The sequence below is a fragment of the Myxococcus xanthus genome, from assembly GCF_006402735.1.
GTDB classification, from domain to species: Bacteria; Myxococcota; Myxococcia; order Myxococcales; family Myxococcaceae; genus Myxococcus; species Myxococcus xanthus_A.
Map to the genome: position 1 here is coordinate 3979702 of NZ_CP017174.1, position 22175 is coordinate 4001876.

The following is a 22175-nucleotide window of genomic DNA, read 5'->3' on the forward strand; positions in this document are numbered from 1 at the left end:
GGGATGAATGCTGCCGCCTGAACCATGGCGGAAGTCCCGGCCCCCCAGGGCTGTTTCGCGGTGGAACCCGAGCCAGCTCAGAGCCCGGCCACCTTCGCCGCGCTCGTCACCACGTAGTCCATCGCCAGCTCCTGCTGCGAGCGGGGCGACGCCGTCAGCTCGAAGCGGACGATGCCATCCTCGCTGACACGCGCGGGCGCGGGCTTCGTGTGCTCCCTCACCAGCTGTATCTCCACCGACTCCACCTCGGAGACGGGAATCCGTTCCTCGATGGCCACCGGCACCGCCTTCGCGCCCATGTTGGAGAGGAACAGCCGCACCTTGTGCGTCGTCACCTTGCGGCCGGTGAGCCGGCTGGTCTCCCGCCCCACGTCCTCCGTTCGCGCCACGCGCAGCGCGTCCTCGCTCCCGAAGCCCAGCTTCACGCGCTCACCCTTGCCGGTGAAACGCAGCTGCGCACGCCCCACATAGCCGTGGGTACGCACCAGCTTCACGGGGCCCGCGAGCAACACCGTGGGGCCCGTGTTGTCGAACCGGGCCACTCGGTGCACCAGGGGGGACTGCTCCGGCATGGCCACCAGCTCGGATGCCGCGGGCGCGGTGAACTGGAACAGGGGCACGCGGTAGGGCTCGCCGTCCGGTGGCACACTGGCCCGATGCGGGGCCGTCACCGTTAGCGGCTCACCTCCGTCGTCCATGCCTGGCAGCGCATCCTCCCGCCGGGCAGAGCCGGGCTCGCCCGCGGTCTGGATGACCTCCTCACGGATGGCCACCTCCACCACCTGCTTCTCGCGCTCCGTCTTGTCCCGCAGCCACAGCCGGTCCTCCTGGAGCCGCGGCGGCGTGGCGCCCAGCGTGGGCCGCGCGGTGGAGAACGCCAGCTCCACGTCCTTCCACTCCTCACCGGTGCGCTGCCAGACGACGGCCTCGCACTCCAGTGTGACGGCCTCACCGGAAGCTTCGGGAGACAGCGTGGCGCGGTAGGAAGGCCGCCAGGCCGTGCAGGGCACCAGGTACGTGACGGACAGCGTGGCGGGCCCGCCCGTGGGGTGGCCCACCTCCAGCTCGGCCTGGACGTCGACCGTTGGCTCCAGGATCTCGACTGCCGTCTGCGAGGCCCGTGCTGCGTCGAGCTGCTCCCGCAGTCGCAGCGTCCGGCGCTGAGCCTCACGGAGCGCCGAGTCCGCCGACAGCTGCTCGCGGCGCATGGTCTCCAACTGCTCCCGCCACGTCTCCGGCCGCGACTGTCCGGCGCCTGCCTGCTCGGAGATGGCGCGGTGGACATCGGCGCGCGCGGTGTCCAACAGCCGCAGCCGCGCCGCCATTCGGGTTTCGTCCGCGACCATGCGCTGGAGCTCCTGCTCCAGCTCCGCGACGCGCTTTCCGAGCGCCGTGCGGTGTTCGCGCTCGGCCTCGGGCGGTTGTGGTTTCGTCGCCCGGCGGATGCGTGCCTGGGAGATGGTGCCACCCGCGACCTTCGCCTGGAGTGAGCGGTCCACGGCGAGCGGGGACAGTCCCTGGATGACCAGGCGCTGCGTTCCCACGGACAGGGGAATCTCCCCCCGCCGCTCGACGAGCGCCCGGTCCTCGAGGACGGTGACCTTGACCACGGGCAGGATGAAAGGGGTGCCCATCATGTCCTCCGGTTGCCGCCGCCGAGCATCTTGTTGCCCGGAATCTTGACGGTCCATGTCGCCTTCAGCGTCTGCGCTTCACCTGGCTGGAGCACCACGCGCCACGCGCGCTCGCCTTCCACCTTCGCTTCACCGGGCAAGGGCAGGCGCTTCTGCCAGAGCGGGGCCACTTCCAATTCCTCCACCTTGATGTCCTTTTCCGTGCTGATGGGGACGGTGGGCACGCGCTCGCACACCTCGACCAGGATGCGATTGCTCAGGCGGTTGGCCAGCTCCACCGACACGTGGTGCGTCAGCATCGTCGAGCCGCCGAACATGCCGCCCGTCGCCTCGTCGAACCGCGTGTTGCGCGCGACCTTGATGGACTCCTCCACGCCGAGCCCCAGCCGCTGCGTCGAGCCTGGGGCCATAGTCGGGAGGGGAGACGTCATCAGGAACTCGTTCTCCAGCGTGACGTCCACGGGACCTGCCAGCAGCGGATACGGCGTCCGGTTCTCCACGCGCACCGTGCGGAACGCACGCGGCTCCACGGAGGGGACGCAGACGTATTCCGCGGACAGCCCCACTGGCACCGACAGCACCGGCACGGTGTGCCACGCTCCGTCCGAAGGCACGTCCGCGCGCGTCTCCACATCGAAGCGCGCATCGAAGTGAGGCGAGGACGTGCGTGGCGGCTGGGTCCACGCCGGCGCGGGGGCCGCCCAAATGGAAGAGGTCTCCTGCAGACTCAGGGCGACTCGCACGGTGATGTCGATCTGCGCGTGGACCTCCGCAAGGGCCACCAGCTCCCGGGTGAGGTGCCCGGGGCGCGGTTGCAGCCTGCCACGCGCGCTCAGGTCATCCGCGGGCGGCATGGTCAGGCGGTCGTAGTCCAGCAGTGTGTCGGAGGGCTCCTGCCTCGGAGGTGTTCGCTCGCCACCACCACCGCCACCGCCCAGCGAAGCGGCATCCATGCTGAGCCCGTCCTCGTCATCGTCGAATGAGCTCTCGGGCGCTTCCTCGAGCTCGGCCGGAGGTGGCGGTCGGCGCGCGCGCGACATCAGGCTACCGCCTCGCGATCGCGCTCGCGTCTCCTCTTCCTCGGGGGCAGCGGCACTGGGGCGCATTGGAGCACTTCGAGGGGCCGCCGCCGGCGGAGGCGGTGGCGCGGCCGCTCCTGCCATGGCGAAGTCGGGCTCGGGCGCCATGGGCACGGCACTGCGCTTGTTCTTCTTCTGGGGCTGATCGAGGACGGCGGGCATGGGCTCGGGTTCGGCGCGGACCTCGGGCTGAACCGGCGTGGGCGGCCGCGTGGCGTCGTAGCCCGCGAACAGCTCCTCGAGCCCCGGTGGCGCCTCCCTCCAGCCCGAACGCGCGGGAGGCGGTTGATGGCGGCCAATGCGCAGCGCCTTCAGCTCGGGGACCTCCGCGTGCCGGGCGAGGTCCGCGGTGGAGACGGCGAGCTTCACCCCCATCCAGTCCTCGCCGGTGCGCTGGAGCACGGAGGCGCGCATTCGCAGCGTTCCCTCTTCCAGCGTGCGCGGCAGGCGCAAGTCATAGGTGGGCACCCAGCGCGCCCCCTGGACGGCGTACTCCAGCGCGAGCCGCGCACCCTGGTCCGCGGGAAGGGGGCCCGACAGCGTCAGCACGACCGCGCGGTACACGAGAGCGCGCTGGCCTCGCACGGACGAAGAGGCTTCGGCGATGCGGTCGCGCCGCAAGCGCAGCTCGGCTTCGGCGTCACGCTGCTGCCGCTCCAGGTCCAGCTTCCGCGAATGGAGCGCGGCGAGCTCGGTGTCCACGAAGGACATGAGCGACAGCATCGCGGACACGGGGGCGTCCCTGGGCTCCTGCGCTTCCTTCGGCCGGGGCGGGAACCCAGGGGACAGCTTCGACAGCGCATCCAACTCCTGAACTACGCGCGCGAGCTGTTGGGTGAGGTCGGAGAGGCGGTGCTCGGCTTCCTCCAAGGCGAGGTGCTCCGCGGGCACGTCGACTTCTGGCGGAAGCTGGACGTCATAGGTGGGACGAAGGTCGCGCACGACGAGTCCCGACGGGCCGTGCACCACGGACGCCCGGAGCGAGCCGGGTTGCAATGACAGCGGCAGGCCATTGATTCGCACCTGCGAGGGCAACATCCCTCCCGCCGTGGGAATCGTGGCGCCCCGCGTACAAAGCGCCCCCTCCGCGTGGACGGTGACGGCTTCGAGGTTCGATGTGACGACGAGCATGGCTGCTCACCGTAATCGAGATGTCTTATAAAAATCAGTCCCCCCAGACAAAAGGCCCCAACCCGTGAGGTCGGGATGCCCTTGGGCCGGATTGACGACACGCCGCATTGGAGCTAGCGCGCTTCAGCTCTTCTCGGTGCTCGCCACGGGCGGAGACTGGGTCCGCTGACGCTTCAAGGGGCGGCCCACGCAGTCACGCCCCGGCTCCGGCTCGCGGGTGCTGCGCGGGCGGTACTCCCAATGCCAGGGCTCGGAGCGCACCGTGCGCTTGAAGCCGAAGCGGCATGCATTCGACATGAGCCAGTCATAGGTCGGCGTCTTGACGCCGCCGATGACCAGGTCCACCGCGAGGCCCCGCTGATGGTTGGAGCGCCCGGGTCGTGCCGCCTGGGGCCCCTTGCCCTTGCGGTAGCGCTCATAGAGCCGCCGCTGCTTCGCGGGAGAGCGGTAGCCGCTGCGGACCCAGAGGTAGATGTTCTTCGAGCGGGCTTCGGCCTTCATCCGCCGGTATGCGTCCGCGGCGTCGTGATGGAGCATCTGCCCGTTCTTGAGACGAACGAGCCGAGCCCCCTTCGCCTCACTTCGCCGGGGCTTTGCGTCGCCGGCGACGGCTTGGGGCGCGAACAGGCACAGGAGGATGAAGACTCCCCAGCGGAGCAGCGCGAGCGACATGTTTGGACGCCGGCCCCGTGGCCGGAATCCGAACTTTCGCGCGTCTGTGCCTCGACGCAAGCAGACGGGAAGGCGAGCGCCTGTTCAGAACAGATTCAATTGTGCGTCCGGAGTCTTCACTTCACGCGGAGGCAACGGCTGGAACCCATGTGCGCGGGCCCACGTCTCACTGGGGCCCGTCCAATGGTGTGATGCCATCTGGACGTGGTCGCGCTCGTCGAAGGTGACGCCCTCCGCCTCCAGGGCCTCGCGCTGTCCGTAACCGGAGGTGCTGATGCCACCCGTTCGGTTGATGACGCGCTGCCAGGGCACGCTGTCCGCGCGGGCGCCCAACGCGCCCAGTGCATGTCCCACGACGCGGGCATCGCAGCCATCACCGACGATGACGGCGATGTCCCCATATGTGGCCACCTGCCCATGCGGCACCTGCTGGGTGACGGTGTAGATGCGCTCGAAGTAGTCGCGCTCATCGCGTGGCGGTGTGGACATGCGGGCTCCTATCCCGTTCGGAAACGGCGTGGGGGCGGCGTCAACCCTTGCGGTCTCGCAGCCGGGGGAAGGCTCAGCCGCTGCGCGAGCCCAGCCCGGTGGCCTCGCCCGCGCGCAGGCGCTCATGCAGGGTGCGGGTGAGCAGGTACCAGAACTGCACGTTGCCCACGCTCAGGATGTCGCCGTCGCGCAGCACCGCCTCGCGGCCACTCAGGGAGCGGGCGTTGAGGAAGGTGCCGTTGGTGGAGCCCAGGTCCTGCACGGTGCAGCGTTGGTCGGCTTCGTTCCACCGCAACTCCGCGTGCATCTTGGACACGGACGCGTCGTCGACGACCAGGTCACAGTCCATGCGGCGGCCAATGCGCAGCCGGTCGGTGGCGTTGAGCGGCGGCAGGGTGGCCACGCGCAGGTGTTCGAATTCGAACAGCAAGGCCAGCATGCCCTGCTCGATTTCCGAGGGCGCCGCCATGCGGGTGGGGGCGAGCACGGCGGTCGAGGCCTCGGAAGGCGGGCGCTGGATGAGTGCGAAAGGCCCCAGTTGACGCTGGAAGGCACTGGAGGGCAGGGCGGCACCGAGCCCGCGCAATTCCTGGACGGACAGCACGGGGGGCAGACTAGCGGGTCAACGGGCGCGCGCCCAGCCCATCTCCCGTTCCCTGTACGGGTTTCATTGACCAACTTGTCAGTGGTTCCTTACATTGGGCTTTTGGTCGCGGGGGCCGGGCTCCGGAAGAGGAGCGCCGGCCCTCCATCGTCTTGAACCTGGGAGTGGTGGAAGGAGCTGTGTCGATGAGCAGCGGGAGCGACAACATCCCGATGACCCCGTCCGGACTGCGCAAGCTGAAGGAGGAGTTGAAGCACCTCCAGTCCGTCGAGCGGGGGAAGATCTCGCGCGAGATCGAGGTCGCTCGCGCACATGGCGACCTGCGCGAGAACGCGGAGTACCACGCGGCGAAGGAGAAGCAGTCGCACATCGAGGGGCGCATTCTGACCCTCAACGACTGGATTGCCCGCGCGGAGGTCATCGACCCGGCGAAGCTGGGCGGCGACAAGGTCATCTTCGGGGCGACGGTGGACCTGCTCGATACCGAAACCGACAAGCCGGTGAGCTACCGGCTCGTGGGGGAGATCGAGGCAGACCTGAAGAAGCGGTGGATTGCCGTCACCTCGCCGGTGGCGCGCGCGCTCATCGGCAAGAAGGTGGGTGACATCGCCACGGTGCAGAGCCCCGGCGGCGTGCGCGAGCTGGAAGTCCAGGAGATCCGCTTCGAGGAGCCCGAGGAAGAGGCAGCGGCGAGCGAGAGCTGAACCTCGGAAGCCGCAGTGAGTTGCCGGGGGAGCGGGCCAGGGCTCGCTTCCCCGGTCTCGTTTTGTGGGAGACGTCATCCCCGTTCCGTAGGATGTACGGCGGAACCCCCGCGTGAACCACCCGCTCGCCAGCCTTGTTGGACCCCTCCGGTACGTGTGCCAGCGCGACTTCGCGATGCTGGCCACCGTGAAGTCGTTGCGCCCGGTGTTGGAGCGCGCGCTTGCCGGTGCCAGCGGCGTGGATGCACGGGCACTGGACCACTTGAGGGCCGCGCTGCCCGACGTGGACCACGCCATGCCCGAGCGCCGCAAGGCCGCGCTGCGGCGAGTCGTAGCCGGGCTGAAGGTCAGTGGTGTGGAGCTGCCCGCGGAGCTGCACGGCGTGACGATGGAGGGCGCGGTTCCGGCTCGGCCGAGGTCCACGCAGGGCGCTCCGGTGGGCGCGGGAGGCACGACGCCCCCGGGGTATGTGCCGCCCTGGAAGTCGGCGGAGCCACTGCCCACGTCGCGCCCGCGGCCAGACGCGCCTCGAGGACCGGCTTCGCCTGGAGCCGCGGCCCCTGCGCGCGGAAGCAGCGTTGATGGCCCCATGCCGCGCATGAGTCCTGATGGGCCGCGGGGACGTCAGGCCGGCATGGACTCGGACCTCCTGTCTGCCCGTCCACCGCGGATGGCGCCGACGACGCGGCCTCCGCAGTCGAACGTCGCCGCGCCGCAGCCCGCCACCGGGCGGCAGGGCGCGCCGTCGTCTCGGGCGAAGCCGGGTCCCCGTCAGGCCGCGCTCGACACGGGGCCAGAGGCGGTTCCCGGAGCGAAGACGCGCAAGGAGAAGGCTCAGCGAAAGAAGAAGCGGGCGGTCGCGGCGGAGGCCTCTCGTTCCGAGGCGAAGCTCCTCTCCATCGCGCCGCGCACCGGGCCGCTGTCGTCGCCGCTGAAGACGCTGGGCAAGCGGCTGGGGCCCAGGCTCGTCTCGGCGCTCGACAAGAAGGGGCTGCGCCGCATGGGCGACATCCTCTTCATGCTGCCGCGCTGCTACGAGGACCGCCGCCAGTTGCGCACCATCGCCGAACTGGAGCCCGGCGAGCGAGGCGTCACGGTGGGCATCGTCAAGGTGGCCGACTTCGTGGCGGGCCGTCAGGGCCGGCGCATGTTCCGCGCCGTCGTGGGGGACCGCTCGGGCAGCATCGCCGCCACATACTTCAATGCGGGCCCCTGGTTGAAGAGCCGGTTCACCGTGGGCAAGCGCATCGTCCTCTCCGGCGAGGTCCGCGCCACCATGACGGGCCGGGAGATGCCCCATCCGGAAATCGAACCGGCGGAGGACCTCGAGTCCACGACGTCGGTTCACTTCAACCGCATCGTCCCCGTGTATCCGGGCTTCGAGCGCGGCGAGCAGCGCTCCTTCCGCGAGCTGACCTCCCGCGTGGGCGAGCAGTACGCGCACGAACTGGATGACCCGCTGCCCGCGGACCTGCGCCGCCGCTTGGACCTGATGGGCCTGCCGGACGCGCTGCGCTTCATCCACTTCCCGCCAGGGGACGCGGACCTGGAGGCGCTCGACGCGCACCAGAGCCCCGCGCACCGGCGGCTCGCCTTCGACGAGCTGTTCTTCCTCCAGCTGGGCATGGCGCTCAAGCGTCAGGGCGTGAAGGCGGAGGTCGGCATCTCCTTCGACGTGTCCGAGCCCCGGCTGGCGAAGGCGCGCAACGCGCTGCCGTTCCAGCTCACCGGCGCGCAGGCGCGGGTGGTGGAGGAGCTCTGCTGGGACATGGCGCGCCCGGAGCCCATGAACCGGCTGGTCCAGGGAGACGTGGGCAGCGGCAAGACGGCGGTGGCCATGGTCTCCGCCCTCATCGCGCTGCAGGCCGGCTACCAGGTGGCCGTCATGGCGCCCACGGAAATCCTCGCCGAGCAGCACGAGCGCAACTTCCGCAAGGTGATGGAGCCGCTGGGCTACCGCGTGGGCCTGGTGAGCGCGGCGGGCACGGCGAAGGCCAAGCGCCAGGTGCGTGAGGCCGTGGCCCGAGGTGAAATTCATCTGGCCGTGGGCACGCACGCGCTGCTTCAGGCAGACGTCTCCTTTGAACGCCTGGGCCTGGCCGTCATCGACGAACAGCACCGCTTCGGCGTGCTCCAGCGCCACACGCTGATGAGCAAGGGGCCCAAGCCGGATGTGCTGGTGATGACGGCCACGCCTATTCCCCGCACGCTGGCCATGACGCTGTACGGCGACCTGGACTTGTCCGTCATCGACCAGCTTCCGCCGGGCCGCACGCCCATTCAAACGCGGGTGTTCAACGACAAGCAGCGCGCGCTCGTCTACGAGTCCGTGGGCGCGCAGCTGGCCAAGGGGCACCAGGCCTACGTCGTCTACCCGCTGGTGGAGGAGTCGGAGAAGCTGGACCTGGAGGACGCCACGCGCGGCGTGGAGAAGCTCCGGAAGGTGTTCCCCGACGCGAAGGTGGGACTGCTGCACGGGCGGATGAAGGCGGAGGAGAAGGACTCCGTCATGGAGGACTTCCGCGAGAAGCGCCTGCACCTGCTCGTCTGCACCACGGTGGTGGAGGTGGGCGTGGACGTGCCCAACGCCTCCGTGATGGTGGTGGAATCCGCCGAGCGCTTCGGCCTGTCGCAGCTTCACCAGCTCCGGGGCCGGGTGGGGCGCGGCGCGGCGGCGAGCTTCTGCCACCTGGTGGCCGGAAGCGCCCGCTCCTGGGAGTCCGCCGAGCGCCTGACGGTGATGGAGCAGAGCAGCGACGGTTTCGTCATCGCGGAGAAGGACCTGGAGATTCGAGGCCCGGGTGAATTCCTGGGCACGCGCCAGAGTGGCCTGCCCGAGCTGGCGGTGGCCAACCTGGCGCGGGATGGCGACCTGCTCTCCATGGCGCAGTCCGAGGCCCGGCGCATCCTGGAGAAGGACCCGGACATGAAGGCGAAGGAGAACCAGGGCCTCGTGAAGGCGCTCGAGGAACGCTGGGAAGGGCGGCTCGCGCTCGCGCGGGTGGGTTAGGGCGCCTGTCATGACTAGGCTAGGAGCATGGGTGACTGGGGAAGGGCCGACTACCTGTCGCGGCACGGCATCAAGGACGCGCGAGTCCTGGAGGCCATCGCTCGGCTGAACCGCGCGGAATTCGTGCCGGAGGACCTGCGCGAAGAGGCGAGCGCGGACGCGCCGCTGCCCATCGGTCATGGGCAGACCATCAGCCAGCCCTACATCGTGGCGCTGATGACGGAGGCGCTCCAGCTCCAGGGGGACGAGCGCGTCCTCGAAATCGGCACCGGCTCGGGCTACCAGACGGCGCTGCTGTCTCTGCTGTGCAGAGAAGTCTACTCCGTGGAAATCGTCCCCGAGCTGGCCCAATCGGCGCGCGAGGTGTTGGGGCGGCAGGGCTTCGAAAACGTCTCGTTCCGGGAAGGAGACGGCTCACTGGGCTGGCCGGACCAGGCGCCCTTCGACGCCATCCTCGCCGCCGCGGCGCCACCAGACGTTCCGCTTCAGCTCCTTTCACAGCTCAAGCCGGGCGGACGCATGCTCATCCCGGTGGGCCCCCAGGGGGGCGCCCAGCAACTGCTGCGTATCCAACGCGCCCTCCGGCCCGGCGAGGTGCCCCAGGTGGAGTCCCTGCTGCTGGTTCGCTTTGTTCCCATGACGGGGCAGCCGCTCTCGCAGGGGTGACATCCTGGGCTCGGGTGGCTCCTGACCCAGCGAGGCGGGAGGCAGGCTCTCTGTCCGCTTGCTCGCCATGTCGGCGGCGGCCCGCTAACGTTCGCACATCATGATTATCTGTCCGCTCTGCGACCACGTTCAGCCCGAAGGGACGGAGTGCGACGTCTGCGGCAAGCGGTTCCCCGCGGCCGTGGCGGAGACCGCGCCCATCGCGACGTTGCCGGAGCTGGAAGTGACACCGCATGCCGGAGGCCGCGCGCCGGTGGACGCGGCCGTGTTGCCCGACCTGGACGTGACGCGGCTCCGTTCAGGGCCAGATCTGCCGGCGCAGGTGGTTCCCGACCTGCAGCTGACACGCGCCAGGGACATGGGGGCCGTTCCGGTGACGCCCATGTCAGAGCTGGACACCGGACGTGCCCCGGACGACGGCGTACGCACCGCCGCGCCGACGGGCGCCGTCGTCTGCCGTTACTGCCGCAACACCCAGGCGGCGGGGCTGCTCTGCGACAACTGCGGCATGCGGTTGCCTCGGGTGAAGCCCACGGTGGCGGCGGCGCCTGGAAAACCTGCTGGCGACGACGATGGCTGGCTCTCTTGCGCGTCGTGTCATACTCGCGTGCGGCCCGGAAGGAGCTGCCCGGAGTGCGGCACGAGGGCACAGGAGGAGGCATGAGCGAGGGGTCGGCTTCGGAGTTCCGCGCGGAGTACGCGTGCAGTGAGGGCTGTGACTTTCGCGCCTCGCTGATGGAGGTGGTGTACCGGTGCCCGCGCTGCGGCGGCCTGCTGGAAGTCGCGCACGACGTGAAGGCCCTGCGCACGGTGTCCGCGGCGGAATGGAAGCGCCGTTTCGAGACGCGCTTCGGCTCCGCGCGCCTGCCGGATGGCTCGGGCGTGTGGGGCAAGCGGGAGTGGGCGTATCCGCAGCTGCCGGCGGAGGACATCGTCTCGCTCGGCGAGGGCCGCGTGCCGCTCAAGCCGTTGCCGCGCATGGCGGCGGAGCTGGGGCTGGCCGCGCTGGACTTGAAGGAGTGCGGCGTCTCGCCCACGGGCAGCTTCAAGGACTGGGGCATGACCGTCCTGGTCTCCGCGGTGAAGCACATGCGCGCCCAGGGCGTTCCGCTGCGCGCGGTGGCGTGTGCCTCCACGGGCGACACGTCCGCGGCGCTCTCCGCCTACTGCGCGGCGGCGGGGATTCCGGCGGTGGTGTTCCTGCCGCGCAACAAGGTGTCGCTCGCGCAGCTCGTGCAGCCCATTGCCAATGGGGCGCGGGTGCTGTCGCTGGACACGGACTTCGACGGCTGCATGAAGCTGGTGCAGGCGGTGACGGCGGACACGGGGCTGTACCTGGCCAACTCGATGAACTCGCTGCGCATCGAGGGCCAGAAGATGGTCGCCGTGGAGCTCTGCCAGGACCTGGGCTGGGAGCCGCCGGACTGGGTGGTGATTCCCGGCGGCAACCTGGGCAACGCCAGCGCCCTGGGCAAGGGCTTCGAGCTGATGCTGTCGCTGGGGCTCATCACCCGCCGACCGCGCATCGCCGTGGCGCAGGCCCAGAAGGCCAATCCGCTGGCGCGCTCGTTCCGGGGCGGCTTCCAGGAACTGGTGCCCCTGCAGGCCGAGCCCACGCTGGCGTCGGCCATCCAGATTGGCAACCCGGTGTCCTTCAAGCGCGCGGTGAAGGTGCTCAAGGCGTTCGACGGCGTGGTGGAGGACGCCAGCGAGTCCGAGCTGGCCAACGCCGCCGCGCGCGCGGACCGCGAGGGGACCTTCACCTGTCCGCACACGGGCGTGGCGCTGGCGGCGCTGGAGAAGTTGGTGGCGCAGGGCGTGATTGCCCGGGGCTCGCGCGTGGCGGTGGTGTCCACCGCGCACGGCTTGAAGTTCGCCGACTTCAAGGTGGGCTACCACCGCGGATCGCTCGCGGAGGTGACGAGCCAGTTCGCCAACCCGCCGGTGGAGCTGCCCGCGACGCTGGACGCGGTGAAGGGCGCGCTGGCGGACCTGGGCTGAATCACGGGCCCGGTCCGCCCGGCGAGGGGCGCGTCAGTCCGGCTGGAGGGGGACGCGCTTCTCGATGGTGAGACCGAAGCCCGCGAGCCCGCGGTAGGTGATGTCCGAGTTGGTCATCACCTGGAGCGTGCGGACGCCCAGGTCATTGAGAATCTGGCAGCCCATGCCCAGGTCGCGCGACTCCTGCGGGCCCCGCGTGGGGCCGCTGCTGCCGTCGGTGTTGCGCTTGTGGTGGATGCCGAAGTCGTCTCCGTGCATGCCCGGCAGGTACACCAGCACGCCGGAGCCCTCGCGGGCGATGCGCGCCAGCGCCTGATCCAGCAGCACGTTGCAGTTGCACGACGGGGAGCCGAACACGTCACCCAGGGCACAGGCGGCGTGCAGGCGCACCAGGGTGCTGGGCCGCGACGCCGGGTCGCCCTTCACCAGGACCAGGGACTTCACGCCGTCGGGCAGCCACGAATAGGTGAGGGCGGTGAACTCACCGTAGCGGGTGGTGACGGTGTGCTGGCCGGGCTCACGGCGCACCAGCCGGTCCTTGCGGCGGCGGTACTCGATGAGGTCCGCGATGGTGATGAGCGACAGCTTGTGCTCGCGGGCGAAGACCTTGAGGTCCGGCATCCGCATCATGGTGCCGTCGTCCTTCACCAGCTCGCAGAGGATGCCGGAGGCGGACAGGCCGGCGAGGCGGGACAGGTCCACGGTGGCCTCGGTGTGGCCGGCCCGTCGGAGGACGCCGCCCTCGCGGTAGCGGAGCGGGAAGATGTGCCCGGGGCGCAGGAAGTCGTCGGCCTTGCTGGAGGGGTCCACCAGGGCGCGGATGGTCTTCGCGCGGTCCGCCGCGGACACGCCCGTGTGGGTGCCGTGGCGGTAGTCCACGGAGACGGTGAAGGCGGTGCGATGGGATTCGGTGTTGTCCGACACCATCTGCGGGAGGTGGAGCTCGTCCAGCCGCTCCGCCAGCATGGGCATGCAGACGATGCCGCTGGTGTGGCGCACCATGAAGGCCAGGTGCTCGGGCGTCACCTTCTCCGCAGCCATGATGAGGTCGCCCTCGTTCTCACGGTCCTCGTCGTCGGCGACGATGACGAACTTGCCCTCCTGGATGTCACGGATGGCGTCGTCGATGGAGGAGATCTCGCTGTCGTGACTCATGGAGGTTTCGGTCCGGGCGGAGGGCTGCATGAGTCGCGCATGTAGCGTGGGCGAGGGTGGCTCGCAAGCCAACCGGTAGCCGGGCGCATGTGGGGATGATGGCGGGGATGAGGTGGGCAGGGGGCCGTTGGAGGGCCTACGGCCGGCCGGTGGGTAGGCGCCGACTCGACGCGACGGGCGCAGTGATGTAGGGTGTTTGGCGCCGTGATGACTTCCAATACCCAGGAACTCCGGGCTCGGCTCGACCAGCTCCAGGCCAATCTTTCCACCCGCGAGAGCACGACGCGCTTCGCCCATGCGGGCGTGTCCACCGTCATCGCCACCCTGGTGGGTGGGGCGTCGGGCAAGCTCTTCTACGATTCTCTTCGCACGCCCCTGCTGGCGTGGGCGGCGGCCCTGGTGTCCGTGTCGCTGCTCGTCTACGCCTTCATCAGCTACCGCGCGGGCCGGAAGGTCCTGGTGGATGAGCTGAAGCAATACGAGTCGATGCTGGCCCTGCGCAGCGAGCTGCGGCTGGACGACCCCTCGGCGCTGCTTCCCCGGTGAGCGCCGCACGGAAGAAGGCCGCGGCGCACCGTCCAGGGCGCTTCATCGTCCTGGAGGGACTGGATGGGGCTGGCACCACGACGCAGGTGGAGCGACTCGCCGCGGCCCTGCGCGCGGAGGGGCACTCGGTGCTGACCACACGGGAGCCGTCTGACGGCCCCGTGGGGACGATGATTCGCCAGGCGCTCACGGGCCGGTTGGGACTGCCCGGTGGGGCGGGCCCGCTGGCGCCGGAGACGCTGGCGTTGCTGTTCGCCGCGGACCGGACGGACCACCTCACGGCCCGGGTGCTCCCGGCGCTGGCGGCGGGCCAGATTGTCCTGTGTGACCGCTACGTCCTGTCGTCCCTGGCCTACCAGGGCGCGTCGCTGCCCATGGAATGGGTGGAGGCGGTGAATGCGTGCGCGGTGTCGCCGGACCTGACGCTGTTCGTCGGCGTGGCGCCGGAGGTGGCGGCGCGGCGCCGCAAGGCACGCGGCGGGGCGGCGGAGCTGTTCGAGGCGGACGAGGCACAGCGGCGGATTGCGAAGCAGTACGTGGCCGCCATCCGCCGCAGGGAGAAGCACGAGCGCATCGTCCACATCGACGGCGAGCAGGGCATCGAGGCCGTGACGGCCGCGTCGTTGGTGGAGATTCGCAAGCTGCTGGCCCGCAAGCGCTGAACTGTCTGGGGCGGTATTCCCCGCCCGGCGGTTGCGGGAGGACCACGTGGCGGACCCAAGCCTTGCCTCGCGGACAAATCCACCTCCTGCTGCTTCTTGGCGCTCGTCTCCAGCACGAGCGCCTCCCGGGTCGAGAATCCGGCGGGGCGGCGGTCAGAGGTCCAGCCGCCTCAGCCGCAGGGCATTGGCGATGACGGAGACGGACGAGATGCTCATCGCCGCGCTGGCAATCATGGGGCTCAGCAGCAGTCCGAAGAACGGGTAGAGGACCCCCGCCGCGATGGGGACGCCGAGCACGTTGTAGATGAACGCGAAGAAGAGGTTCTGGCGGATGTTGTGCACGGTGCCCCGGCTCAGGTGCCGGGCGCGGACGATGGCACGGAGGTCACCCTTCACCAGCGTGACGGCGGCGCTCTCCATGGCGATGTCAGTGCCCGTGCCCATGGCGATGCCCACGTTGGCCTGGGCGAGCGCGGGCGCGTCGTTCACCCCGTCTCCGGCCATGGCCACCACGTGCCCTTCGGCCTGGAGGCGCTTCACCATCTCGTTCTTCTCCTCGGGGCGCACCTCAGCGTGGACTTCGTCGATGCCCAGGCGACGGGCCACCGCCTCCGCCGTCGTCCGGCTGTCACCCGTGAGCATCACGAGGCGCAGCCCATCGGCCCGGAGCTGTTGAACGGCCTCGGGGGTGCTGGCCTTCACCGGGTCGGCCACGCCGAGCAGCCCGGCCGGCTTGCCGTCCACGGCGACGAACATCACCGTCTGCCCTTCTCGCCTCAGGGCCTCCGCCCTCTCCAGGAACGCCCCTGCCTCGATGCCGAGTCCCTCGAGCAGCCGGGCATTCCCGAGCGCCACCTGCGCACCATCCACACGCCCCGTCACGCCCTGGCCCGTCACGGACTTGAAGCCGTGCGTCTCAGTGAGGACGGCACCTCGTGCCTCTGCGCCCTTCACGATTGCGGACGCGAGCGGGTGCTCGCTCCCGCGCTCGATACTGCCGGCCAGGTGAAGCAGCCGCGCCTCGTCGAAACCGGGGGCGGCCACCACCGTGGTGAGGCTTGGCCTGCCCTCGGTGAGGGTGCCTGTCTTGTCGACGACGAGGGTGTCCACCTTCGCCAGTTCCTCGAGCGCCGCCGCGTCCCGGATGAGGACGCCGGCCTGCGCGCCACGCCCCATGCCCACCACGATGGAGATGGGCGTGGCCAGGCCCAGGGCACACGGGCACGCGATGATGAGGACGGCCACGGCGTTGACCAGCGCGTAGGCGAGCCGGGGCTCTGGTCCCCACATGCTCCAGATGAACGCCGTCAGGACGGCGATGACCACCACCGCGGGCACGAACCACCCGGAGACGGTGTCGGCCAGACGCTGGATGGGGGCCCGGCTGCGCTGGGCCTCGGCCACCCGCTGTACGATTTGAGCGAGGAGCGTGTCGCGGCCGACGCGCTCGGCCCGCATCACGAAGCCGCCGGTGCCGTTGACCGTCCCTCCTGTCACCCGGCTGCCAGGTGTCTTCTCGGAGGGAATCGGCTCACCCGTCACCATGGACTCGTCCACGGCGCTCTCGCCCTCCAGGACCAAGCCATCCACGGGCACCTTCTCGCCCGGTCGGACGCGGAGGCGGTCACTCACGTGGACCCCGTCCAGCGCCACGTCCTCTTCGCGCCCGTCCTCGCGCAGCAGCCGCGCCGTCTTCGGAGCCAGCCCGAGCAGCGCCTTCAAGGCTCCCGAGGTGGCATGGCGGGCCCGGAGCTCCAGCACCTGCCCCAGCAGCACCAGCGTGGTGATGACCGCCGCGGCCTCGAAGTACAAGGGCACGTGGCCACCGTGGCCGGTGAAGGCGTGGGGCAGGAGGCCGGGGAAGAAGGTGGCGAAGACGCTGAAGCCGTAGGCGGCGCCCGTCCCAAGGGCAATCAGCGTGAACATGTTGAGGTGCCGGTTGCGCACCGACGCCCAGCCCCGCTGGAAGAAGGGCCAGCCCCCCCACAACACCACGGGCGTCGCCAGGGCGAACTGCACCCAGGCCATGAGCGGCCCTGGGATGAGGCGCTGGATGGGCTGGCCCGGAATCATCTCGGACATGCCCAGTACGAACACAGGGAGCGAGAGGACGACGCTCACCCAGAAGCGCCGCCGCATGTCGAGGTACTCCGGGTCGGGCGCGTCCTCGAGGGTGATGGTCCGTGGCTCCAGGGCCATGCCGCAGATGGGGCACGCCCCCGGCTCGGGGCGCACGATTTGCGGGTGCATCGGGCAGACGTACTCGGTGCGCGTCTGGAGGACCGGCTGCTCGGGCTCGAGGGCCATTCCGCACTTGGGGCAGGTGCCGGGATGATCCTGCCGAACCTCCGGGTCCATCGGGCAGATGTACATGGTGCCCGCGGGGGCAGGCTCCGGTGTCTGGGGCTCAGGCGCGAGGTACTTTCGCGGCTCCGCCGTGAACTTCTCGCGGCACTTCGGGTTGCAGAAGAAGTACGTGTGCCCCTCGTGCACGTGGCTGCCGCCCTTCGGTGCCTGGGGATCCACGAACATGCCGCAGACGGGGTCCTTCGCCTTGCCCTCTGGCAAGTGTGGAGGGTGGTGCCCGGTGTGAGCTTCTGGGGGGAGATGAGTCGTCATCGTCGCGCTTCCTTTTGCCGGGGATCACGAAGCACCCCGTTCCTTCTTACAGTTCCGAGCGAAGCGGCCTGTTGCCCCAAGCGGGCTCATGGCTGCCTGCCAGGAATGCTCTCAGGGCGAACCCGCGCGGCTTGTCAGCTCGGGTAACAAGCAACCCCGAGGCCAGCTGTGACAACGGGCAACCTCCGAGATTGACTCGGGCGTGCCTCCCTCTGGCGTAACCCGCGCTGTTACACCCGGATGAGGTGCGTCACACCCAGTTGGTGCGGTGACGGAGACGGGCTCGTGGCGGCCATCCGCGCGGCGGTGGAGGCGGTGGCTCGCCGCCTCCAGTCGTGAGTGCGCCAATGCCCGCTACGGTTGACTGCCGTACCAGGACTTGCGCCACTCAATCAGCTGACCGATCTCCTTCGTCTGTGCGTCGATGATTCCGCGGGCAAGTGCGCGAATATCCGCGTTGCTGGTCCGCCGAAGCGCGACGCTCGCCATCAGAATGGCACCTGAGTGGTGCGGCATCATCGAATCGATGAACGCCTTGTCGACGTCCGGTTGTCGCGCGAGCTCGGCGGTCATCAGCATGCCGCTGTTTTGCATCTCGGACTCGCTCATCATCGTCGGCACATCCGAGGAGCCGAAGTGGGCCTGCTTGAGGGCCTTCAGTTCCTCGATTTCTTGACGTTGGTCCTGAATCATTTTCGTGGCCAGCGCCCGGAGCTCCTGACGCGTGCCGCGTTGCTCCTCGACCATGGCCATCTCGGTGGCCATTTGGTGGTGCGCGGCCATCATGTCGATAAACCGCTCGTCGGAATAGTTGCCGTCCACGACGAGCCGATCGGGGGCAACGTCACTGTCCATGGACATGCCCTCGTGCGACTCGTCATCTCCACACCCCGCTACCGCTGCGAGGAAGACGACCGCCAGGGCGCTGCATAGCATTGAGGATTTCATACGTTCACAGCCTCCAGGTCGGACGCCTGGCATCCGCGGTGTGCCGAATTGCCAGGGGCGTCCGCCGCGCCGGATGCTGTGCATGGAGGTGGCCCGTGGCACCTGTGAGCGGCGGGGTTACAGGCCACCTCACAGGGGCGCGCCGCGGCAATCACCCCGCACCTCGAGACGGGTCAGTTCTCGCGGAAGACAAGTCCGTTGGGCTGGGTGCCCACGGTGAGCGTCTTCCGAACGGTACGCGAGGCTACGTCGACGATGCTGAGCGTCCCCGCGGTCTGGTTGGTGATGAATGAGGTGGCGCCATCGGCGGAGAACGCGATTCCATGGGCTCCGGCGCCAGTGGCCAGTTCCCCCTGACGTGTCGTCGTACCTGCGGCGAAGAAGATGACCTTGCCGTTGTCGGTGTCCGTCACCCAGAGGTCCCCATTGGGGGCCGTGGCGGCCATGGCCGGCGTGAAGCCCAGCGGATAGGTGCGCGCCACATCGAGGGTGTTGGCATCAATGCTGGTGAGGCTCTTGCCGTCCTCGTTGTCCACGTACATGAGGCCGTCGTTTCCCGGCCAGGCGCCGACCGGGTTGGCCCCGACGGTCACCGTCTTCACCACCGCCTTGGTGGCCGCGTTAATGACGGAGACGTTGTTGGAGTCGCCATTGGCGACGAAGGCGTAGCGCCCGTCCTGGGAGAACGTCACCTCCGCGGGCATGTCGCCCACGTTGATCGTTTGCTTGGGCTCGAGCGTCTGGCTGTCGAGCACGACCACCGCGCCCGGCTCCGCCATCAGGGCCGTCCACACCTCGGTGCCGTCCGGCGAGAAGGCGCCGTTGTGGGTCATCGCGTCGAACTGCCGCGTGGCCCGTGTCTTACCCGTCTTCGCGTCCAGCAGGAGGAGCTTGCCACGCATGGTGTGACCGCCGTGCCCGCCGCCGTGCCCGCCGCTCAGGTCCATGCCGGGGACCGCCACCACGAGCAAGCTCCGGTCCGGGCTGAGGCTGATGTGGTGGGGATAGGTCATGTCCTTCAATCGAAGGGTGCTGGTGACCTCCTGCCGCTCCACGTCAATGACGCTGAGGGAGTTGCTGCCACCATTCACGACGAACACGGCGTCCTTTTCGAGGACGGGGAACGAGTTCGAGTCCTTGTCGGCGCAGCCACTCATCGCCAGCGCAGTCAGGAAGGGCATCATCCACAGTGTCGGCTTCATGCGTTCCATATCGACGGTCCTCTCGGCGGAATCATGTCGACGGCATCTACACAGGCTGTGTTCGGTTGTGAATGCAGCTTGATTGCATGTATTGCTTAGGGTGACTCCTTGAAGTCATCGGAGCGCAGGCCAAAGCGCTTGAGGAGCCGGTGGAGGCTCTCGCGCTCCATGCCCGCGCGTTCAGCAGCCCGCGTCACATTGCCCCCGAATTCCCGCAGCAGGGCGATGAGGTAATCGCGCGATGCACGGTCCCGCGCCAGGTCCACCGCCTCCCGGAAGGGCATCTTCACCAGATGGTCTGCGGGCAGTGCTCCCTGTTGTCCGCCCGTGACTTCAGGGGGGAGCGCGTCAGCGCCCACCCGGGAGCCAGTGGTGATGGCCACCGCGCGTTCGATGGCATTCTCGAGCTGGCGCACGTTGCCCGGCCAGCTGTACCCGGTGAGCGCACGCAACGCGTCCGGCTCCAGGCCATCCACCGGCTGCCGGTAGGTCTTCGCCGCCTTCTGTACGAAGTGCATGGCCAGCAGGGGGATGTCCTCGCGCCGCTCCCGCAGGGGCGGCAGATGCACCGGGAAGACATTGAGCCGGTAGTAGAGGTCTTCGCGGAAGCGGCTCGCCGTCACTTCGGCCTTGAGGTCGCGGTGGGTGGCGGTGATGACACGTGCGTCGATGCGGCGCGCAACCGCGTCTCCGACACGGCGCACCTCCTTGTCCTGGAGCGTGCGGTTGAGCTTCACCTGGACGGACAGGGGCAGCTCTCCAATCTCGTCCAGGAAGATGGTCCCCCCGGAGGCTGCCTCGAAGAGACCGGCCTTGGTCTCTACCGCGCCGGTGAATGCACCCCGGGCGTGACCGAACAGCTCGCTCTCGATGAGTTCGGAGGGCAGCGCGCCGCAGTTGACCGCAATGAAGGGCCGGTCCTTGCGTGGGCCGTGGTGGTGGATGGCTCGCGCCACCAACTCCTTGCCCGTCCCCGTCTCCCCGGTGATGAGTACCGTGATGTCCAGCTCGGAGGCGCGCTCCAGCAGGCCGTAGAGCGCACGCATGGGCGCGCTCCTGCCAATGATGTTCTGGAAGCTGTAGATGCCCTCCAACTCGCGCCGCAGTGAGGCGGCCTGCTCCTTGAGCCGCTTGCGCTCGAGGGCGCGGGCTACCACCAGGGACGCCTCGTCCGGGTCGAAGGGCTTGGGCAGGTAGTCATAGGCCCCCTCCTTGATGGCCTCTACCGCCTTGGGGACGGAGGCGTACGCCGTCATCAGGATGACCTCGGTGGTGGGCGAGTGCTGCTTGACTGCCTTGAGCACCTCAAAGCCGTCCGCTCCCGGCATTCGGATGTCCGTCACCACCACGTCGAACGGCTGCGTCTGGATGAGGGAGAGTGCACGGCCTCCGTCTTCAGCCGTCCTCACCTGATAAGCGTCACCGAGAATGCGGGTGATGAGGTGGCGCATGTTCTCCTTGTCGTCGACAACGAGAACACTCGGTCTGTCCGTCACGGCGTACTCCGGGGGAGATGCAGGGTGAATTCCGCACCACGGCCAGGCAGGTTGCGCGGCTGGATGCGGCCACCATGGGCCTGGGCGATGGCCTGCGACACCGCCAACCCCAGCCCGGTGCCTTGGGGTTTGGTGGTGAAGAAGGGCTCGAACATCCGCTTCTGTGCCTCGGGAGAGAGGCCGGGCCCGCTGTCGCGGAATGAAAGCGCCACCTCGCCTTCGTGGGCGTGGATGGCCACTGTCACCTGTCCCGAGGGACCTGCGGCCTCCATGGCGTTCTTGACCAGGTTTGTGACCACCTGCCGCAGCCGCTGCGGATGCCCTGCCACCCGGGCTTCGCCTTCCACCGTCAGGGATGCCTCGGTGCGCTGGGCGGACTCCCGCAACCGGGAGAAGACTTCCTCCACCAGCTCTCGCAGCTCCAGCGTCTCGCCCGGGACCTGGAGTGGCCGCGACAGGTCGAGCATCCCCTCCACGATGTCGCGGCAGCGCAGCGTCTCCTCTTCGATGATGCGCAGGTCGTCCGCGAGCGCACCCTCCGCCTTGCGCTGAAGCAGGCGCACGTAGCCGAGGATGACCCCCAGGGGATTGTTGATTTCATGCGCCACACCCGCCGCCAGGCGGCCGATGCCCGCCAGCCGCTCGCTTTGAACCAAGCGCTCCTGGTGCTCACGTAGCGCGGCGGTCATCCGGTTGAACTGCTGCGCCAGCCTTCCGAACTCATCCGGGCGGTCCAGCGCGATGCGAGTCATGAGGTCGCCCGCGGCGATACGGGCCGCGCCGGCCTCCAGCAGCGAGACCGGGCGGGCCACCGAGCGGCCGATGTAGAGGCCTACGCCCGCCGCGAGCAGGGCTGCACCGGCCAGGATGGCGACCGTCCACTGGAAGCTGGCGTGCTGGACCGTGCTCGCGTGCTCCTCGAAGTTGCCAATGGCACGCTCGTAGTGCGAGGCCAGGGTGTCCGCGCTCTCCTGGATGACGCCGACCAGTTCCAGGGCCCTGGAGTGTTCACGGGCCGCGGTGGCATGGTCCTCGCGCAGCACGGCTGGCACGAGTGCCTCGCGGAAAAGCCTGTCCAGCTCCGTCGTGGTGCGGCGCATGGTCTCCACCTGGGCGCGTTCCTCGGAGGTGGTGGCCTGGGCTTGGACCGCTTCGAGCCGCTCCATGGCACGGTGATAGGCGCTGTCGTAGAGCGGCAGGTGGCTGGCGTTGCCGAGGATGACGGTGTGGGCCTGGTGTGCGTAGAGGTCTCGCACCGAGGTCGCGAGCGACAGCGTGGTGCGCACGGCCGTTTCCTGCCGCCGCACGCTGTGCAGGGCCTCGTGGATCTCCGCCATGCCCTCGAGCGCGGCATAGGCTGCCGCGCCGAAGGTCAGGACGAGGAGCGAGAAGGCGTAAAAGAGCCTGCGGGCGGTTCCGGACACGACATCCCCTGGCGAACGAAGGTAGGGGTTTAGCAACAGGCAGGCCAATGTGGTGCGCGCTGCAAGTGGCTGAACTCATTCCTGGGCGGCGCTCCCTCATCGTTGCGAGAAAAGGGCCGGGTGTGACCAGGCT

18 protein-coding genes are annotated in these 22175 nt (G+C 69.1%); 7 read left to right on the forward strand and 11 right to left on the reverse strand.

All coding sequences use genetic code 11. The features are described from left to right. Positions 1-77: 77 nt before the first annotated feature. From BHS09_RS16960 to BHS09_RS16980, 5 genes are all read right to left on the reverse strand, one after another. Positions 78-1634, reverse strand: coding sequence for a DUF4139 domain-containing protein (locus BHS09_RS16960; protein WP_140800692.1), 1557 nt, complete (start codon positions 1632-1634; stop codon positions 78-80). Next, entirely contained in the window at positions 1634-3844 is a 2211-nt protein-coding gene (locus tag BHS09_RS16965; RefSeq protein ID WP_140798367.1) for a DUF4139 domain-containing protein, read from the reverse strand. Before BHS09_RS16965 ends, BHS09_RS16960 begins: the two co-directional genes overlap by 1 nt. A gap of 123 nt (positions 3845-3967) precedes the next feature. Continuing rightward, complete coding sequence (locus BHS09_RS16970; RefSeq protein ID WP_174258801.1) at positions 3968-4516, reverse strand: M15 family metallopeptidase; 549 nt, start codon at positions 4514-4516, stop codon at positions 3968-3970. A gap of 84 nt (positions 4517-4600) precedes the next feature. Further along, complete coding sequence (locus tag BHS09_RS16975) at positions 4601-5005, reverse strand: MGMT family protein (RefSeq protein ID WP_140798368.1); 405 nt, start codon at positions 5003-5005, stop codon at positions 4601-4603. Positions 5006-5078: 73 nt separating this feature from the next. Beyond that, a complete protein-coding gene (locus BHS09_RS16980; protein ID WP_140791313.1) occupies positions 5079-5609 on the reverse strand; it encodes an FHA domain-containing protein in 531 nt (176 codons plus the stop codon). 185 nt (positions 5610-5794) lie between these two features. Here BHS09_RS16980 and greA point away from each other — a divergent pair, with 185 nt between their 5' ends. The 5 genes from greA to thrC all read left to right on the forward strand — a co-directional run bounded on the left by greA (position 5795) and on the right by thrC (position 11990). Further along, positions 5795-6313 carry a transcription elongation factor GreA gene (gene greA, locus BHS09_RS16985; protein ID WP_140791315.1) on the forward strand — a complete coding sequence of 173 codons (519 nt, stop codon included), beginning with the start codon at positions 5795-5797 and terminating at the stop codon, positions 6311-6313. A 112-nt stretch (positions 6314-6425) separates the two neighbouring features. Continuing rightward, positions 6426-9323 (forward strand): ATP-dependent DNA helicase RecG, encoded by a 2898-nt coding sequence (recG, locus tag BHS09_RS16990; protein ID WP_237080391.1) that lies wholly within the window; start codon positions 6426-6428, stop codon positions 9321-9323. 27 nt (positions 9324-9350) lie between these two features. Next, entirely contained in the window at positions 9351-9989 is a 639-nt protein-coding gene (locus tag BHS09_RS16995) for a protein-L-isoaspartate(D-aspartate) O-methyltransferase (protein ID WP_140798369.1), read from the forward strand. Positions 9990-10089: 100 nt separating this feature from the next. Next, complete coding sequence (locus BHS09_RS17000) at positions 10090-10653, forward strand: P-loop NTPase family protein (protein WP_140791319.1); 564 nt, start codon at positions 10090-10092, stop codon at positions 10651-10653. Beyond that, positions 10650-11990: a threonine synthase gene (thrC, locus tag BHS09_RS17005; protein ID WP_140798370.1), complete on the forward strand. Its 1341-nt coding sequence runs from the start codon at positions 10650-10652 to the stop codon at positions 11988-11990. Before BHS09_RS17000 ends, thrC begins: the two co-directional genes overlap by 4 nt. Positions 11991-12023: 33 nt before the next feature. On the opposite strand, the gene ribB is transcribed toward thrC, so the two are convergent. Further along, entirely contained in the window at positions 12024-13175 is a 1152-nt protein-coding gene (gene ribB / locus BHS09_RS17010) for a 3,4-dihydroxy-2-butanone-4-phosphate synthase (protein ID WP_140791323.1), read from the reverse strand. Positions 13176-13352: 177 nt separating this feature from the next. Here ribB and BHS09_RS17015 point away from each other — a divergent pair, with 177 nt between their 5' ends. Both BHS09_RS17015 and tmk read left to right on the forward strand, forming a co-directional pair. Further along, positions 13353-13691, forward strand: coding sequence for a hypothetical protein (locus BHS09_RS17015; RefSeq protein ID WP_216619628.1), 339 nt, complete (start codon positions 13353-13355; stop codon positions 13689-13691). After that, complete coding sequence (tmk, locus tag BHS09_RS17020; RefSeq protein ID WP_140798371.1) at positions 13688-14353, forward strand: dTMP kinase; 666 nt, start codon at positions 13688-13690, stop codon at positions 14351-14353. The genes BHS09_RS17015 and tmk overlap by 4 nt, the downstream gene beginning before the upstream one ends. 153 nt (positions 14354-14506) lie before the next feature. Here tmk and BHS09_RS17025 read toward each other — a convergent pair whose 3' ends face one another. From BHS09_RS17025 to BHS09_RS17045, 5 genes are all read right to left on the reverse strand, one after another. Then, positions 14507-16972, reverse strand: a complete 2466-nt coding sequence (locus tag BHS09_RS17025) for a heavy metal translocating P-type ATPase (RefSeq protein ID WP_140798372.1) — start codon at positions 16970-16972, stop codon at positions 14507-14509. 354 nt (positions 16973-17326) lie between these two features. Further along, positions 17327-17953: a DUF305 domain-containing protein gene (locus tag BHS09_RS17030; RefSeq protein WP_335929079.1), complete on the reverse strand. Its 627-nt coding sequence runs from the start codon at positions 17951-17953 to the stop codon at positions 17327-17329. 140 nt (positions 17954-18093) lie between these two features. Beyond that, complete coding sequence (locus BHS09_RS17035) at positions 18094-19122, reverse strand: YncE family protein (protein WP_237078349.1); 1029 nt, start codon at positions 19120-19122, stop codon at positions 18094-18096. 95 nt (positions 19123-19217) lie between these two features. Continuing rightward, a complete protein-coding gene (locus BHS09_RS17040; RefSeq protein ID WP_140791333.1) occupies positions 19218-20618 on the reverse strand; it encodes a sigma-54-dependent transcriptional regulator in 1401 nt (466 codons plus the stop codon). Continuing rightward, complete coding sequence (locus BHS09_RS17045; protein ID WP_140791335.1) at positions 20615-22042, reverse strand: sensor histidine kinase; 1428 nt, start codon at positions 22040-22042, stop codon at positions 20615-20617. The genes BHS09_RS17040 and BHS09_RS17045 overlap by 4 nt, the downstream gene beginning before the upstream one ends. Positions 22043-22175 lie beyond the last annotated feature (133 nt).